Below are 14382 nucleotides of genomic sequence, written 5' to 3' on the forward strand. Positions count from 1 at the left end.
CGCGCCATGCAGACCTGAGGACTTCGAGCTCGGTGCGGGGGAAGTGCTCACCCCACTTGCCGCGTTATGGGCTTTCGCCGTACTCCCTCACGACCTCGTCGAAGCAACGAATCACCGCTCGGGCAACGACGTCGATGTCCTGCCGGGTGGACCAGATCTCGGAACCCGTGTTGTCGTGGGCACTACCGTGGGCCAGCTCCAGCAGGCGGATCCACACGTTGGTGCCTTCACGGTAGAAGATCCATCGGAAGGCGGTGGGCTCGGCCTCGAACTGCGCCCGACATTCGGTCTCGCCGACGACCAGACGTGTTAATGCCGTCAAGAACTCTTCGGGGGCAGCGGTGATATAGGAGGCCGTGACTTCAGCTTCCGCGTGGCGGTCGCTCACGATGCAGTGGGCCCAACCCTGTCCGGACAGGACCCAGTCGAGTCGCAGGAGGGCCATTCTCGTTCCCCTCCTTCGGTCGAGGGTTCCCTGCGCTGATCTCCAAGGGTCCCTGAAATACATCAGAGTTTGCGGCATGGCGAGACTGATGACGAGCGGATTCTCAGGCACTGGCCGCCGCTCGACGATCGGGCAGACGCCCGGGGCGGCGGCGTGGCCGGCGAGATGTATCAAGGCGGCGTGCGGGTCCATACCGAAGGCCGCGGCAACGAGCTTGGGGGCCTTGGTCTTCAGCAGGCCGACGAGCCGGGTGCCGCGAATCATGCGGGGTGGCAAGCCGCAGTCGTCAAGAACGCAGGAATGACAGGCAGTTGAGGCCGGGCTCCGCCCGGCCTCGGTTCCCTTGGTGACGATGACGTGCGGGTTGTCCGTCCGTTGCGCCTCACGCGGGATAGGGCCGTTTCCTCAGCCGGTCCGTATGGGCCTGCTGGTCGACAGCAACATCATCGAGACCGGAAGAGACTCGTACTGCCTTGCCCAGACACGCCCAACCGAAATTCTCCGCGAGATAGGCCCCCACCAAGCGGCCCCGGGGCTGACTCCGTCATCACTCCATCGCGCGTACGGAGCCTCGAAGCAGGGGCGCGGAACGGCGAAGACCAGATGCCCTCCGGGTACCAGGACTTGCCGCACGGCGCCGACCCTGCGGTCATCCACTCCACACTGCCAGTCGCAACAGTGGCCGGGGAACAGCCGTCGTCCACGGCATAACGTGCGCCGGTCGCGATGGTCTGCCCGGCGGCCCGAGCTGTGGCCGATCATGCGCGGTGACGGGTCGCTACCGGTCACGGACCCCCGTGACCGGCCAGCGCGCGGGTGATCAGCCTCTCCCCACACCCAAGATCCTGGATGCGCTGACCATGTAGGTCCGCAGGAAGCCGGTCGAAGAGAACATCGCGAGCGAACTCGTCCATCGCAGAGCCGGTCCGCACCCGCTCGGCATACCAATCACCCGAATGAACCACAGCATTGAAGCAGAGCAGGCACCGAACGCTCCGGGGGGCCACCCCACTCTGTCCACCGGGGCCGCGGCCACTACACACAGCCGAAGCCAAGTATGCGTGCCGCGGTAGTGAAGCCATCAGAAGAGAACCCGAAGGGGTGTTCCGGCACTCCACGCGGCGATGTCCTCGACTGCATCTCGGTAGAAGACCTCGTACAGATCCCGGCTCACGTAACCGATGTGCGGGGTGACCACGGCGTTGGGCAGGGAACGCAGAGGGTGGTCGGAAGGGAGGGGTTCTCGGTCGAAGACGTCCAGCGCCGCCGAGGCGATTCTCTTCTCGGCCAACGCCTTGATCAGCGCCGTCTCGTCCACGACGGGCCCGCGTGAGGTGTTCACCAGAATCGCCGTCGACTTCATGAGGCCCAGTTCGTGCTCGCCCACCAGGCCCCGGGTGCGCTGGCTGAGTACGACATGAATGCTCAGCACGTCGGAGTGCGTGAACAACTCGTCTCGCGAAACAGAAACCGCTCCCTTCGCCTCGGCGTCCGCAGGCGTCAGGTTCTGGCTCCAGGCAATGGTCCGCATGCCGAAAGCACGCCCGATCTCCGCCACCGAGGTCCCCAGTCGGCCGAGCCCCAGGACTCCGAGAGTGGCCCCTCTCAGGCTCGCTCCCAGGCCCTCCTGCCAGCCACCTCGGCGTACTGAGTCCACTTGCTGCGGGATCAGACGTGCCGCGGAGAGGATGAGCCCCCAGGTGAGTTCGACCGTCGGATACGAGAAATAGCCCGTACCGCAGACGGTGACGCCCAGACGGCGCGCCGCGCCCAGGTCGACCGCCGCGTTCACGGGACCGGTGGTGACGAGCAACCTCAGACGTGGCAGCTCACTCAGGGTCGAGGACGGAAAGGGAGTCCGCTCCCGCATGGCCACCACCACGTCGTACTCGGCCAGTGCCGCCACAACCGCCTTCTCGTCGTCGAAGGCCTCGGTGAATACATGCACCTCGGCGTGGAGCGAATCCCAGTCGGCCAGGCCCAGCGCCACGCTCTGATAGTCGTCCAGGATCGCGATCCTCATGGGTAATCCTCTCGCTCTCGGCAATCGAGCCGACAGCCCGGGCCGCTGCGCGGGCTGGGGCGGAACTTTCGTCCGTCTCAGGTTTGCACCTGCCCCATCACCCCCCGAGCAGCCTGACCGCCCCATACCACAATGGACCCCGGTTGAGCCGGTCCGGATAGAGCGCCGCCATCCGGTCGTAGAACTCGCGGGCCGTAGGTTTGTCGTCGAGCAGCCGGATGGCGTCCACCAGGTACTGCCGGGTCTGGTCGAGAATGGCGGGATCGTCTGCGAGTTGCTTGTTCTTGTGGCCCGCCACGATGGCACGCGGTTCTAGCGCGGCGACGCGGTCGATGGCGGTGAGCCATGCCTGGAGACCGCCGTCGCCGCCTTCGAGGATGTACTGGTGTACGCCGTTGTAGGCGACGTCGCCGGCCACCACGAGGCCGATGGACGGTACGTGCAGAACGGATGTCTCGTCGCTGTCCGTGTGCCCGACCTCGACGGCCTGGATCAGGTCCTGCTCCAGCAGGAAGCCGTCGGCGGGAACGGGACGGGCCACCACAGGGCTGTCGGGAATCAGCCCGGGAAAACGCCTGTCCCACATCTCCGCACGCCCCTGGGTGGCCTCCCGCCGCATGACCTCGATGGTGCCGCGGGTCGCGTAGACCGTGACATCACCGAACCGTTTCAGGAGCTCCGCCATGCCGAACCAGTGATCGCCGTCCCCATGGGTGTTGTAGATGTGGGTCAGGCGCTTTCCGGACCGCTCCACCCAGTCGCCCACCTTCTCGGTCTGCTCATGGGTGAAAGGCGGATCGACCAGCACGCCGTCGACCTCACCGAAGATCAGCGTCGACGTCAGCGGCGAGGACACCAGCCGGTCACCCTCCGGCAGGCGTTCCTCGCCGGCGCGGGGCGCTCCGTCCGACACAAAGGTCTCGTACGCCAGAGTGCTGGGCGTGCCTGCGGTCATGAGGGTGCCTCCCTAGAGATGCAGCGTGAGGCCCGCGCGGCTGGCGTAGCCGTCGTGGCGCAGGGCCTCCTCACAGCGTGGGAAGGCAGTTCGATCACAATCGTCAGCGGGCCTCGCCGGAGTCGTGTCGGATGAAGTGCACACAGTGCCCCATCTTCCGGACGTGCGGCAGGTGGCGCATCACGAGAACCTCGTAGTCTCGCCGCACGGGCGCAACTACGTGCCGAATGCGGTTGTACGCGTTAGCCGGACGAACAAGCGGAGGATGCGGCCCGCTCACCGGATGGCGCCTGCGTCACTGCTGCTGAATCATCGCGAGTGTCGGCTGCACGCTGAGGAGGGCGGTAACGTCCGTGGCGTGCTGGACGGTCCTGATGTGGCGGTGACTCTGCGAGGCGGAGTGCGTACTCGTTTCCACGCCTGGGAGTTCGTGTGCTGGTTCGCTGACGCATGGGTGGGCCGTCCGGTGGAGCCGGAGGATGGTTGCACCGCTGACGAGTTGGCGGCAGCGGAGGCCGATCTGGGCTTTGAGCTCCCGGCCGCATTGAGCGAGGGATATGCGCTCTTCGGCCGCCGGGACGACCTGATCCGGCAGCAGGACCCTCTGGTCAATCCATCTGGCCTTTATGTCGATGATGCCTTGGACGGCGTCCTGGTCTTCCGTCGAGAGAACCAGGACTGCGCCTTATGGGGCATCCCCCTGACCCAGATCGAGCAGGACGATCCACCGGTGGTGGTGGAATCGCATCAGGGCTGGGTTCCCTTTCTCGATCGGATGTCCCGGGCATGGGTCGAGTTGGTGCTGAGTGAGTCGCTCTTCGCGGCGGGCAACGTCTATGACGCCTGCGAGCTGCCCGACGCGCTGATGCCGGATCTCCACGCCCGGTATGCCCGGGTCGCTCTGCCCGACCATCCGATGTGGGCGAGCGAGGACGACTCACCGATGCGCTGGTATGCGGCCCCCGGCCGAGTGATTCGGCGGGATGGCCTTCAGGACCAGTCCTGGATCCACGCGCGCGGGCGCACGGCTTCCGATCTGGAGACCATCCGTGAACAGCTCCCAGGCCCTTGGGTCGGCTGAAGTCACATGAAGTCACACCCACCGGGCAGCCGAGGAGCTCGTTGAACAGGTTCCGCAGGGCAACGGCGTTCACCAGCCCATGCTCGGCGCCGCCCGCCTGCTCGACCTCGCGCGGGTCCGGTGATCTGACGGCGGCAGCGGGCTCAGCTCAGCGTCAAGTGCACCAGGTCGATCTCCGCTTCGCGGGCCCGGGCGAAACACTTGCTCTTCCCCACGACGACGAAGCCGCACTTCTCCAGCACGCGGATGGAGCCGGCATTGTCGGCGGCGGCGTCGGCGTGCAGCGGCCGCGAGGGCTCCAGCTTGACCAGTTCGGCAAGGGCTGCGGTGGCGATGCCCTGGCCCCAATGTGCTCGCCCGACGACGTACGTGACCTCACGCTCCGACGGCGGACCGAAGACAGCGGCGTGCCCTGTCACAACGCCGTCGGCGACAATGGTTCGCAAGATCACTGACGGGTCCGAGCGTACCTTTGTCCAGTGCTGGTCGAAGTGGCCGCGGTCGTAGTGATACTTCCTGGTCACGGCTGCCATCTGCTGCAACCTGGCATCCGTCAGATGCTGCCAGAAGATCGGCAGGTCGCTGTCCTCAAGCTCGCGCAGAGAAATGCCCATAGGTGCAGTCTCACTCTCCACAAGATCGGTACGCGGATCGCCGGCCCAGACTAGGGCTTGTCGCTGCGATCTTGGATATCGAGGTCGGGTCTGTCTGGCGACCGCTTAGGATCAGCCCATGATCGCTGACCTGCAGTGCGTGGTGCTGGACTGTTCCGAGCCGACGCAACTTGCCGAGTTCTACCAGGCGCTGCTCGGTGGGGCTGTCAACCAGGAGGATCGGCGATGGGCCCTGAGCGACGGCTGGGCGACCTTGCACACGCCGTCCGGACTCGTTCTCGCCTTCCAAAGGGTGGCTGACTACGTGGCGCCGCAGTGGCCCGACTCGACCCGGCCTCAGCAGTTCCATCTGGACTTCGGTGTCGCTGAGCTGGACCGAGCCCAGGAACAGGTACTGGCCTCGGGGGCGCGGATGCTGGATGACGGTTCCGGTGGACGAAGCTGGCGTGTCTATGCCGATCCGGCAGGGCATCCGTTCTGCCTGGTGCGGCACTGAGGAGAGGTAACAGGCCGCGGGCGCGTCGGCGCACGATCACGAGCGGAGCCAGATGAGGAGGGTGGCGGCGGTCACCGTGCCGAGGTAGACATACCCGCGCTTGATGCCCCTATGGATCGTCAAGCCGCGATGGTGCAGGGCTCTGCTGCGCGTCAGCCACCGCCGGATCAAGAACAGCCGCTTGGCCGCGGCCGGCACGTGCACCGACGGGCGCACGCAGGCGCCGCGGGGCTGTGGACGGGCATCAGGATTACACGCATCATCCTGATTCTGGAAGTCGTGAATCATCCAGACGTGGAGTGCTGCGCCGCGACCGGATCGGCGTGGCGACGGCCCATTTGTATGATGGGAATCGTCTTGATGTGGGAGTGGCGTAGGCCGCTCCTCGAAGGGAGTCCGGCAGGGGGCATTCGCAGGCGGAGAAGGCGGCGACCCTTGAGCGGGTGCTGCGCATCGCGTCCCGCAAGATCCGCGAGGACGGCATGTCACGCCCCGGTGTCGCCGAGATCATGCAGGAGGCGGGGCTGACCCGCGGCGGCTTCTACAAGCACTTCGCCTCCCGCGAAGACCTGATCGCCCAGGCCGCCACGGCGGCCCTGCCGGAGGGCTCGGCGCAGATCGAGGACCTCGCGGGCAGGAGCGAGCAGGGCCGGCGCACCGGCCTCATCGACACCTACCTCTCCAAGGAACACCGCGATTCCCCCGGCATCGGCTGCGCCCTGGTCACCCTCGGCGCCGCTGCCGGCCGTGGCGACCAATCCCTCAAGGAGGCGTACGAGAAGTGGGTGCGCGGCTATCTCACCCGATTCGGCGGCGACGGTTCCGAGGAGGCCCGCGCCGAGGCCATGCTCACCCTCAGCGCCCTCGTCGGCGCCACCCTCCTCTCCAGGGCCGTCGCCGACCCCGCGCTCGCCGACGAGTTGCTGGAGACGGTGGCTCAGCAGCTGGAGCAGCGGTAGTCGCCGCTTCCCTCATCGCAGCACCCCGCGACCCCGCCTGCTCGCGAGGGAGGCCCGCACCGCGTCGGTGTCCGGCGGTGTCTGAACGTACGCCGGAGGCTGGAGAGACGGCGCGGAACTCCTCCTCGCCGCCGCCACTCAGCTTGTCGTTTGATGTCCGGCAGTCAGCGCCAACAGCCTGGGCATTCGTGCAACCGTCGCTATCACTCGGCCGCGAGTACCAGGTCGTGGACCATGAAGTGGAGTTGCACGTCGTCCGTCGACTCCACCCACAGTCCCTCGGCGTCGAGCACGGAGGCTGCGACCATCCGTGCCTCAGCGACGAGTTCGGGGTGGTTGTTGAAGCCTGGCCAGGGAAGGACGGGGTAGTCGTTCTCCTCGCCGAACTGGCGCACCCGCTCGATGTCGCCCAGGGCGGCGTGCGGGAGTGACGCGTTCGCCCAGGACCACAGCCAGGTCTGCTGGGCGACGCTGACGCTTCCGATCACCGTGAGTCGGCCGGTGAGGAACACCTCTCCGTCCCGCGACCACGTGATGTGAGCGTCGTCCATCGACCAGTCGTATTGCACGTCTCCTGACAGGCCGAAGCGCTCGACCATTGCGACCTGTCGCGAGCGGGCACGCTCCCGAGCCGCGAGCACGACCGCCTCCCAGCCGGAGTGGTCATGCTTCGAGCGGTCGTCCATGTCGCCTCCTCGTGCGGAACTGTCGGCAAGATCCTGCCACCCCGGCCTGCGCATGCGACGTGGTCGGGTCCGGCCGGCCAGCCGCCGCCGCCGTTCGCGGAACTCATGCCGGTGAGTATGCCGCGACGATCCAACACCGGCGAGGAAACCGCTCTACGAGCACGCGGACTTCACTCCGTACTACCTCGCGCAAGCCGCCTGACACAGGTGCCCACCCTGGCGCTCCGCAGCGGAGCGCCTCGGGGCGCCGTACTGCCCTGTCCGGGGCTTCCCACGGCGCGTATCGAGTCACGGATGGAACCGCCACCGGCCTTCGGAAATGACATCCACCTTGCCGTCCCGGACGCGAACGGCCGTCTCGTCGTCGATGAAGTAGATCGGGAAGTCCGCCCGTGCAGAGATGCGATCAGCCCAGGCGTCGTCCCGCTCGGGGAAATCCGGTGAGTACAGGTGGGGCTTGAGATACCAGTCGAAGAGGCCGAACGGCGGCTCCACGGTCGTCGCGCCGAGCACATGGAGGTCCGCGGTGTCCCCGATGACGTCGGCGGAGTGTCCGGTGAGATGACGGCTGAAGATCATTGATCCGGCGCTGACCCCCACATAGACCCGGCTCTCCAGCGCCTCCAGGAAGCCGTCGGCCAGGCCGTTGCCGGTGATGCTGCGCGCGAGGTGGTAGTGGCTGCCGCCCTCGACATAGATGACGTCGGCGTGGAGCAGCCGGTCGAGCACCATCTGGCGGGGCAGGCCATTCAGCTCCAGTACGTCGAACTCCCGCCAGCCGAGGCCGTGCAGCCGGTTCATGTCCGCGACGAACCACCCGTGGTCCCCGGGCTCCGCGACTGATGCCGTGGGAACGTACACGACGTTCGCCGATCCGAATGGCCTGCCCAGCATGTCCCGCAGCGCATCCCGCAGCGTCTCGTTACGCAGGCCACTCGCCGTCAGCAGAAAGTTCATCGGGCGAGCCAAGCACGACTCACGGGCCCGCGCAACGAACCCGAGATCCACCACGAACGGCCCGTAACCCGCCGCAGTGAGAAGACCCGCAGCTCGTTGTGAGATCGGAGTGGATCTCCCGCGTGACCGGGGCACCCTGGAACCGACGGCATCCGGGTGACCGTCCTGTGTCACCGGCCCGAATGGAGGGCGGCCGGCCTCGGGAGCCCAACGTGGCAAGCAGCGGCGGTGATCCCGCCTCCTGGCGGGCCACCTGTCGCACACCCCAGGGACCTTGGTGACGTCCGTACGGATCAGGCCGGCTCGCCGGTCCACGGCCATGCGCCCTCGCGGCCGGCCTCGATGAGGCCGACCATCCGGAACGCGGCGTCCGTGAGGCCGCCGAAGGTGTGCCTGTGGGGGCCCGTTGGGCCGTGGGCGGGCCGGTATCCCGCAAGGTTCCAGGTGTAGACAGGGATATCGGCCGGGACCGGTTCGGCCGGTCCTCCGGGGCCGTAGGGGGCGGCCTGCTCGTCGGTGACGATCAGGACCCGGTCGTGCTCCCGGTAATGGGTCCGTACCGCCTTCGTGGTGTGGGTGCCTCCGAGACTGTGGAACCGTTTCAGTACCTCGAGCACCGGCTCGCCCGGCTCGAACGGCACCTCCGCGCTGCTCCAGCCGAACTCCACCAGATCCGCCTGCTCAGCTCGCATGGCCAGCGCCGTGCCGAACACGGCCGCCGCGTCCGCCCGGGTCAGCTTGGACCCCGCGGAGACGGTGTCACAGAACATGGAGCCGGACCGGTCCACCAGGATCAGGGTCCGGCCGGCCAGGGACGGTACGTTGGCCAGCGAGTGACCTAGTGCCCTTTCCAGCGCGGCCGCCCAGCGCCGCGACGGCGCGTGCTGATGGGCGGCCAGGTAGCGGAAGGGGAACTGCCGGGACCGCGCCACCTCGGTGGCATCCGAAAGCCGAGCGGCGACCTGGGCCGCTACCTCGGCCGAGACCCTCGCCTCGTCGAAGTTCCGCAGGTTCCGCAGGAGCGCCATCGGCCCCATCGTGGGAATCATGGCCTCCCACACAGCGGCGTCCATCGGTCCCTGGAGCCAACCCGCCAGGGCCTCCCACGTCATCCCCGCCGCGGCCAGCCGCTCGGAGCCGCCCGGCCCGGTCACCAGCGCCCGCCGCTCGTCCGCAGCCGACTCCAGCAGTGCCCGGTGGGCGGTCAGCAGGTGGTCGGAGGCAGGCGGAACCGCCTGCTCCGGGTGGTGGCGACGGTCCAGGGCATACCGGAAGAGCGCACCCTGCCAGGGCTTGCCCGGGTCGGGGGAGGCATGCACCAGGTTGAGGACGTCGCCGAAGCGCAGACCCTTGGACGCGGTGTCGTACTTGAGCAGGGACCGAGAGGTGTACAGACGGCGTACGCCGTCGGCGATGCCCCGCTTCACCGGCTGCGGCACGTTGCGCCCGTACGCCGAGATCCAGTGGGCGAGCAGTTCGCCGGGCTCGTCGGCGCGCTGGAGCACCGAGTCGATCACGGACCGGTTGGACGGGCCGCCGGACTCCCCGGCCTCAAGTCGGGCCCGCACGTATGCGGCGGCGCCCACCAGGGACGCCGTGCGCATGTTGCCCTCGCCGCGGAGCCAGCGGAGCAGTCCGGCCGTCCACACGGGATCCTGGAGGGCGAGTTCACCGACGAGACGGGCGTACCGGTCGTCCCGCTCCGCACCGCTCTCGTAAAAGGTCGCCTGGGAGACGAAGTTGCCGACCGCGAGGAGGAAGAGCTCCTCACGAGGCTCCCGGACGAAGGCCTGGCCGCCCTCGTAGGTGCGCAGGTCCGGCCAGGGGGACCCGTGATCGGGCCGTGGTAGGGGCAGGGAGCGGGCGGCCGCCGAGACGTGCGGGGCCACGAGCATCTCGGACCAGATCTTGGAGACGCGTGGGGTGTAACGAGGCAGCGAATCCCCCCGGATTCAAAGGACTGGACGGCCCCGGCCAAAAGGTCCGACGGGGCGAAGACGCCCGCGCCTGCCGAGATCAAAGGAGGCGGCGGCGTCACTTGGTTGTCAGAAGGAAGTAGCCGCAGCCGAGCGCATCGGAGGCGCGGTCGCGATGCCAACGTACAAGTGCCACGGGGTCGCGCACCAACGATTTATTCGGTGCCGTTCCAGGCTGTCAGGCGTGTGATCGTTCTGTGGACCTCCGACCGCGCCGGGCGGGGCTTCGGCGATCGGCCCGTACACGGCGTCGCCGGCGGCTGCACGGCCGCCGATCAGGGCGATCACAGTGGCGATCAGTTCCACGCCGGCCCGCCCGGCCCGGAACCGTTCGGACCCGGATCTGCCTGGAGCGCACCTTCACCGCATGGCGGCATCTGCCCCACAACCGCACCGCACATGTGCGAACTGGCGCCCGCCCTGCGGGAGATGTGCAGCAGACCCCGAACGACCTACGCGAGCACTGCCGGTGGTGGTCCGGCAGCACACGCGAACTGGACGCGCTGCTGTCGCACACGGGTTCAGCCCCGCCACCCCTGAGCAGTCTTCAGGAGCGCGGCGAGTCCGTCGGTGTAGATGCCGTGGAAGAGCTCCTCGGCATCGGCGTCGCTGACGCCCACGGGGGTGAACGAACCGGACCATTCGACGCGAGCGGCGGCAGTTTGGCCGGGGACAGGATGCACGCTCAGGGTGGAGAGGTAGCCGGTCACGGGGAAGGGCGCCTGCTCGATGGCGTACGAGTAGCTGCGCGCGGTGTGGTCGAAGGCCTGGAGGCGTTCGACGATCACGCCGCCGTCCTGGTTGGTCAGGCGGCGTACGCGTCCGCCCTCGCTCAGTTCGCTCTCGGGGATGTAGGGAAGCCAGTCCGGCAGGGAGCCGAAGCCGCCGATGAGCTGCCAGATGCGGTCGGGGCTTTCCGGGACGTCGATGAATGCGGTGGTGGAAGCCATGGAAGAGCCTGCCGAAAGCCTCAGTTCTGACCAGGTTGGGCTGCGCCGGTGGCGCATGACGGATCTCGACGCCTTGGAACAAGCGATCTACGAGTCGCTGGACCATCTGGTGCCGTGGATGCCTTGGGCGGCCGACCCTGGCAGACAGCAAACCTCCGACTTCCTCGCCCGGAACCAGGAGGAGTGGGAGGCCAGGCAAGCCTTCGGCTTTGCGATCACATCGGATGCTGCGGTGATTGGCAGCTGTGGCCTCATGCGCCGCATCGGAGCGGGCGGCCTCGGACCGGACGGGGTCTGGCCACGATGGCTGCTGCGGCTCTTGTCCGCCAGGGCTTCCATCTGGCAGGCACCGACCGCATCGAGATCCATCATGATGCCGCCAACCCTGCCAGCGGAGCCGTCGCCCGCCGCTTGGGGTTCATTGAGGTTGAGCGCGTAGAAGCACCTGAAGGGCCCGTCGCTCCTGGCGAAGCGGGGGTTGATGTCATCTGGCGGATGACGGCAGATCAGTGGAAGGCAAGGACATCCGAGCACGCTCAACAAGCGAGCTGAGTGGGGGATTCGGGTATTTCCTGTTGGCGGACGCCGCCCGTGAGAGCGAGGTCCACCAAGATGGGGCCGTCGGGTGTCAGCCGGCCTTGGCGGGCTCCTCGGCCCGTGCTCGGGTGCCGGCGAGGCGGTAGGAGTCGGTGCCGGTCTCGATGATGGTGCCGTTGAAGGTGAGGCGGTCGACGATGGCGCCGTCGGCCACCTGGGACAGCGCGAATCCCATCGCCAGCCGCATCTTCGAATCGAACATTCGATGTGACTACACCCACGTCGGTCCTCCTGGCCCCGGCAGCCTCGGCCGGGGTGGAGAACAGCTCGGCCTTGCTCTCCTTCGCCCCGCGGCGGATGCCCTGGCAGTCATGGGCGGAGAAGGTCGTCTTTGGGTGCCGTTTGTCTGGAGGGGGACTGGCCTGCGATTGTGTTCGCTACCCGGATCGGTGGTGGATTGCTGAGGGAAGGCGTCGCATGCCGACCACGTGCCCGCCCGTTCCCGTGACCAGCAGTCGGTAGAGACCGCCGGCCAGGGCGGCCGCCGCCAGGCGGAATGACACGGCCCACAAGCCCAGTTGGCGGTCCTGGACTCGCATGTGTGCGCAGTACGCACCGACGAAGTACAGCGTGAGACCGGCGGCGGCGAGCGCGCCCAGCACTGGTACGGCAGATCCGGCCAGCAGCCCCAGCGCGCCCGCTGCAAGCAGCTCTCCCAGCGGGCGCATCCAGGATCAGGGCACGCGCAACTTCTCTGCTTGGCTTTTGGGATATCCATGGCCGGCGAAGTTGGCGATGACGGCCGAACCGTTGCCGGCCGAGGTGAGAAGGGTGACCCGAGGTAGGCTGCGAACACGAAGGTCTCCTGCTTCGCGAGAACGACGGTTGAGTGTTCGCTTCCTGGACGAGCCCGGCCTCCGAGAGGTGACATCCGCAGTTCGGGCGGTCTCTTGGGGAGAGCCGCGACATTGCCGTGCGCTGCGACGAGCCTGCGGTGGTCATGGTCGACGGACCCAGGACGGCTCTTGTCGGACGGGCGGGTGTCAGGGCCGGATGTTTTCCAGGTCTTCGAGGAGGCTGGAGTGTGTCGGCTGCCATCCGAGGGCTTCGCGGGTGTGGGCGCTTGAGGCCGGCTGGTCCATGGCGAAAATCGGGCCGAACGGGCCGAAGTCCTCTTGCGGGACCGCCTCGGTCGGCAGGCCCAGCCGCCGGCCGATGACTGTCGCGATGTCCCGTACCGCGTCGCCCTCGTCGGCGACGGCGTGCCATGACGTCCCGGCTGGTGCCGACTCGAGGACCAGGCGGAACAGGACCGCTGCGTCGCGCGCATGCACGGCCGGCCAGCGCTGGGTGCCGTCGCCGGGGTAACCGGACACTCCGGTACGGCGCGCTGCGTCGACCAGCAGGCCGGCGAATCCGCCCTGGCCCTCGTTGTGGACGGTGCGCGGCATGCGGACAGCTGTGCTGCGCAGACCGCGCGAGGCGAGATCCAGCAGTGCCGTGACCGAACGGCCTCGGCCGGCCACCGGTCCGTCGGTCGGCAGCGGATCGGTCTCGGTGGAGGCGCGTCCCGGCACCCAGGGCGTACCCGAGACGGTGACGATCGGGCGGTCGCTCTTGATGAGTTCCTGCCCCAGTGCGGCGAGGGCGGCGCTCTCCTGGGCGATGGCCTGCGCGAGTGCATCGGGACTGCTGTAGTCGCGGCCGAAAGCCAGGTTGATCACGCCGTCGGACTGCGCGGCGCCGGCGCGCAGGACGTGGAGGTCCGACAGGTCTCCCCGCAGCACCGTGGCACCAGCGCTCTCAAGGGCCTGTGCGGAGCCGTCCGAACGGGCCAGCGCGAGAACGGTGTGGCCGTTGCCGAGCAGTTCGGCAACGACGGCGGAGCCGATGGTGCCGGTACCGCCGGTGACGAAGACATGCATGAGCTCTCCCTGAAAGTGATGGGACTTCTGTCCCATCACTGACCCTACACGGTGATGGGACGGAAGTCCCATCACTTATCCTGGTCTCATGGCTAGATGGCAACCAGGGGCGACCCAGCGACTCGTCGTTGCGGCCGTCGACCTGTTCACCGAGCAGGGATACGACGCCACCACGGTGGCGCAGATCGCCGAGCGCGCCGGCGTCACCAAGAGCACCTTCTTCCGGCACTTCTCCGACAAGCGCGAGCTGCTGGTCGCCGGCCAGGAAACGCTCAGCAGGCTGCTCGCCGACGGCATCGCCGAGGCGCCTGCGGACGCCAGCCCGCTTCAGGCGGTGGCGGCCGGCCTTGAGCGCGCATCGGGCGCCATGGGGCCTGCGAACCGTGAACTCGGCCCCCGTATCAGGGCAGCCGTGGCAGCCAGCACCGAACTTCAGGAGCGTGACACCCTCAAGAGCGTCGGTCTCGCGGCCGCCATGACGGCCGCGCTCATCGACCGCGGCGTCCCCGACCCGACTGCACATCTGGCGGGTGAACTGGGGGTTCTCGCGTTCAAGCGGGGCTATGCCCGGTGGTCGGAATGTGATCGTGACGACGAGGGAGGGCTCGCGCCGCATGCGCTGGCGGCCCTGGAAGACCTGCGTGCGGCGACGGCGTCGCTGGGCTGAACTGTGACCTTGATGCAGGCAGCCGTTGATGTGCGCCTTCGGACGGCGTCCGGCGGATCGCATCTTGTCGCGTGTCCGACGCCCTGTCCTGTATGTGATGTCCCCCGCGTC

The 14382-nt window shown here is 67.8% G+C and carries 15 protein-coding genes and 2 pseudogenes; 5 read left to right on the forward strand and 12 right to left on the reverse strand.

Annotated elements, in window-relative coordinates; all coding sequences use genetic code 11:
* Nucleotides 1-64: 64 nt before the first annotated feature.
* From EDD90_RS56120 to EDD90_RS51620, 3 genes are all read right to left on the reverse strand, one after another.
* On the reverse strand, nt 65-709 hold the full coding sequence (locus EDD90_RS56120; protein ID WP_185149534.1) for a hypothetical protein: 645 nt from the start codon (nt 707-709) through the stop codon (nt 65-67).
* 817 nt (nt 710-1526) lie between these two features.
* Complete coding sequence (locus EDD90_RS51615; RefSeq protein WP_123980259.1) at nt 1527-2468, reverse strand: D-2-hydroxyacid dehydrogenase family protein; 942 nt, start codon at nt 2466-2468, stop codon at nt 1527-1529.
* 97 nt (nt 2469-2565) lie between these two features.
* Nucleotides 2566-3423: an MBL fold metallo-hydrolase gene (locus EDD90_RS51620; RefSeq protein ID WP_123980261.1), complete on the reverse strand. Its 858-nt coding sequence runs from the start codon at nt 3421-3423 to the stop codon at nt 2566-2568.
* Nucleotides 3424-3781: 358 nt separating this feature from the next.
* Between EDD90_RS51620 and EDD90_RS51625 the strand changes: the two genes are divergently transcribed.
* Nucleotides 3782-4504, forward strand: a complete 723-nt coding sequence (locus tag EDD90_RS51625) for an SMI1/KNR4 family protein (protein ID WP_123980263.1) — start codon at nt 3782-3784, stop codon at nt 4502-4504.
* A 143-nt stretch (nt 4505-4647) separates the two neighbouring features.
* Here the strand turns inward: EDD90_RS51625 and EDD90_RS51630 are convergent, their stop codons facing one another.
* Nucleotides 4648-5118, reverse strand: coding sequence for a GNAT family N-acetyltransferase (locus EDD90_RS51630; RefSeq protein WP_123980265.1), 471 nt, complete (start codon nt 5116-5118; stop codon nt 4648-4650).
* Between the two features lie 118 nt (nt 5119-5236).
* Here EDD90_RS51630 and EDD90_RS51635 point away from each other — a divergent pair, with 118 nt between their 5' ends.
* Nucleotides 5237-5614, forward strand: a complete 378-nt coding sequence (locus tag EDD90_RS51635) for a VOC family protein (protein WP_123980267.1) — start codon at nt 5237-5239, stop codon at nt 5612-5614.
* A gap of 36 nt (nt 5615-5650) precedes the next feature.
* On the opposite strand, the gene EDD90_RS51640 is transcribed toward EDD90_RS51635, so the two are convergent.
* Entirely contained in the window at nt 5651-5902 is a 252-nt protein-coding gene (locus tag EDD90_RS51640) for a hypothetical protein (RefSeq protein ID WP_123980269.1), read from the reverse strand.
* Nucleotides 5903-6057: 155 nt separating this feature from the next.
* Between EDD90_RS51640 and EDD90_RS51645 the strand changes: the two genes are divergently transcribed.
* A complete protein-coding gene (locus EDD90_RS51645) occupies nt 6058-6573 on the forward strand; it encodes a TetR/AcrR family transcriptional regulator (RefSeq protein WP_123980271.1) in 516 nt (171 codons plus the stop codon).
* A gap of 203 nt (nt 6574-6776) precedes the next feature.
* On the opposite strand, the gene EDD90_RS51650 is transcribed toward EDD90_RS51645, so the two are convergent.
* The 4 genes from EDD90_RS51650 to EDD90_RS51665 form a co-directional block, all read right to left on the reverse strand.
* Nucleotides 6777-7259, reverse strand: coding sequence for a DUF6882 domain-containing protein (locus tag EDD90_RS51650; RefSeq protein ID WP_123980273.1), 483 nt, complete (start codon nt 7257-7259; stop codon nt 6777-6779).
* Between the two features lie 288 nt (nt 7260-7547).
* Nucleotides 7548-8216: a Type 1 glutamine amidotransferase-like domain-containing protein gene (locus EDD90_RS51655; RefSeq protein ID WP_123980275.1), complete on the reverse strand. Its 669-nt coding sequence runs from the start codon at nt 8214-8216 to the stop codon at nt 7548-7550.
* A 293-nt stretch (nt 8217-8509) separates the two neighbouring features.
* Nucleotides 8510-10111 carry a TROVE domain-containing protein gene (locus tag EDD90_RS51660; RefSeq protein WP_123980277.1) on the reverse strand — a complete coding sequence of 534 codons (1602 nt, stop codon included), beginning with the start codon at nt 10109-10111 and terminating at the stop codon, nt 8510-8512.
* Nucleotides 10112-10713: 602 nt separating this feature from the next.
* Nucleotides 10714-11142: an SRPBCC family protein gene (locus EDD90_RS51665; RefSeq protein ID WP_123980279.1), complete on the reverse strand. Its 429-nt coding sequence runs from the start codon at nt 11140-11142 to the stop codon at nt 10714-10716.
* Nucleotides 11143-11197: 55 nt separating this feature from the next.
* Here EDD90_RS51665 and EDD90_RS59305 point away from each other — a divergent pair.
* Nucleotides 11198-11694, forward strand: a pseudogene (locus EDD90_RS59305) (GNAT family N-acetyltransferase).
* A 76-nt stretch (nt 11695-11770) separates the two neighbouring features.
* Here the strand turns inward: EDD90_RS59305 and EDD90_RS51675 are convergent.
* From EDD90_RS51675 to EDD90_RS51685, 3 genes and pseudogenes are all read right to left on the reverse strand, one after another.
* Nucleotides 11771-11881, reverse strand: a pseudogene (locus EDD90_RS51675) (AAA family ATPase); the annotation flags it as partial.
* Nucleotides 11882-12116: 235 nt separating this feature from the next.
* Nucleotides 12117-12407 carry a DoxX family protein gene (locus EDD90_RS51680; RefSeq protein ID WP_260328614.1) on the reverse strand — a complete coding sequence of 97 codons (291 nt, stop codon included), beginning with the start codon at nt 12405-12407 and terminating at the stop codon, nt 12117-12119.
* A 315-nt stretch (nt 12408-12722) separates the two neighbouring features.
* Entirely contained in the window at nt 12723-13604 is an 882-nt protein-coding gene (locus EDD90_RS51685; RefSeq protein WP_123980281.1) for an SDR family oxidoreductase, read from the reverse strand.
* 88 nt (nt 13605-13692) lie between these two features.
* Here EDD90_RS51685 and EDD90_RS51690 point away from each other — a divergent pair, with 88 nt between their 5' ends.
* A complete protein-coding gene (locus EDD90_RS51690) occupies nt 13693-14271 on the forward strand; it encodes a TetR/AcrR family transcriptional regulator (protein WP_123980283.1) in 579 nt (192 codons plus the stop codon).
* Nucleotides 14272-14382: the final 111 nt, after the last annotated feature.

This window comes from Streptomyces sp. Ag109_O5-1 (genome assembly GCF_003814875.1).
Lineage (GTDB): Bacteria > Actinomycetota > Actinomycetes > Streptomycetales > Streptomycetaceae > Streptomyces > Streptomyces sasae.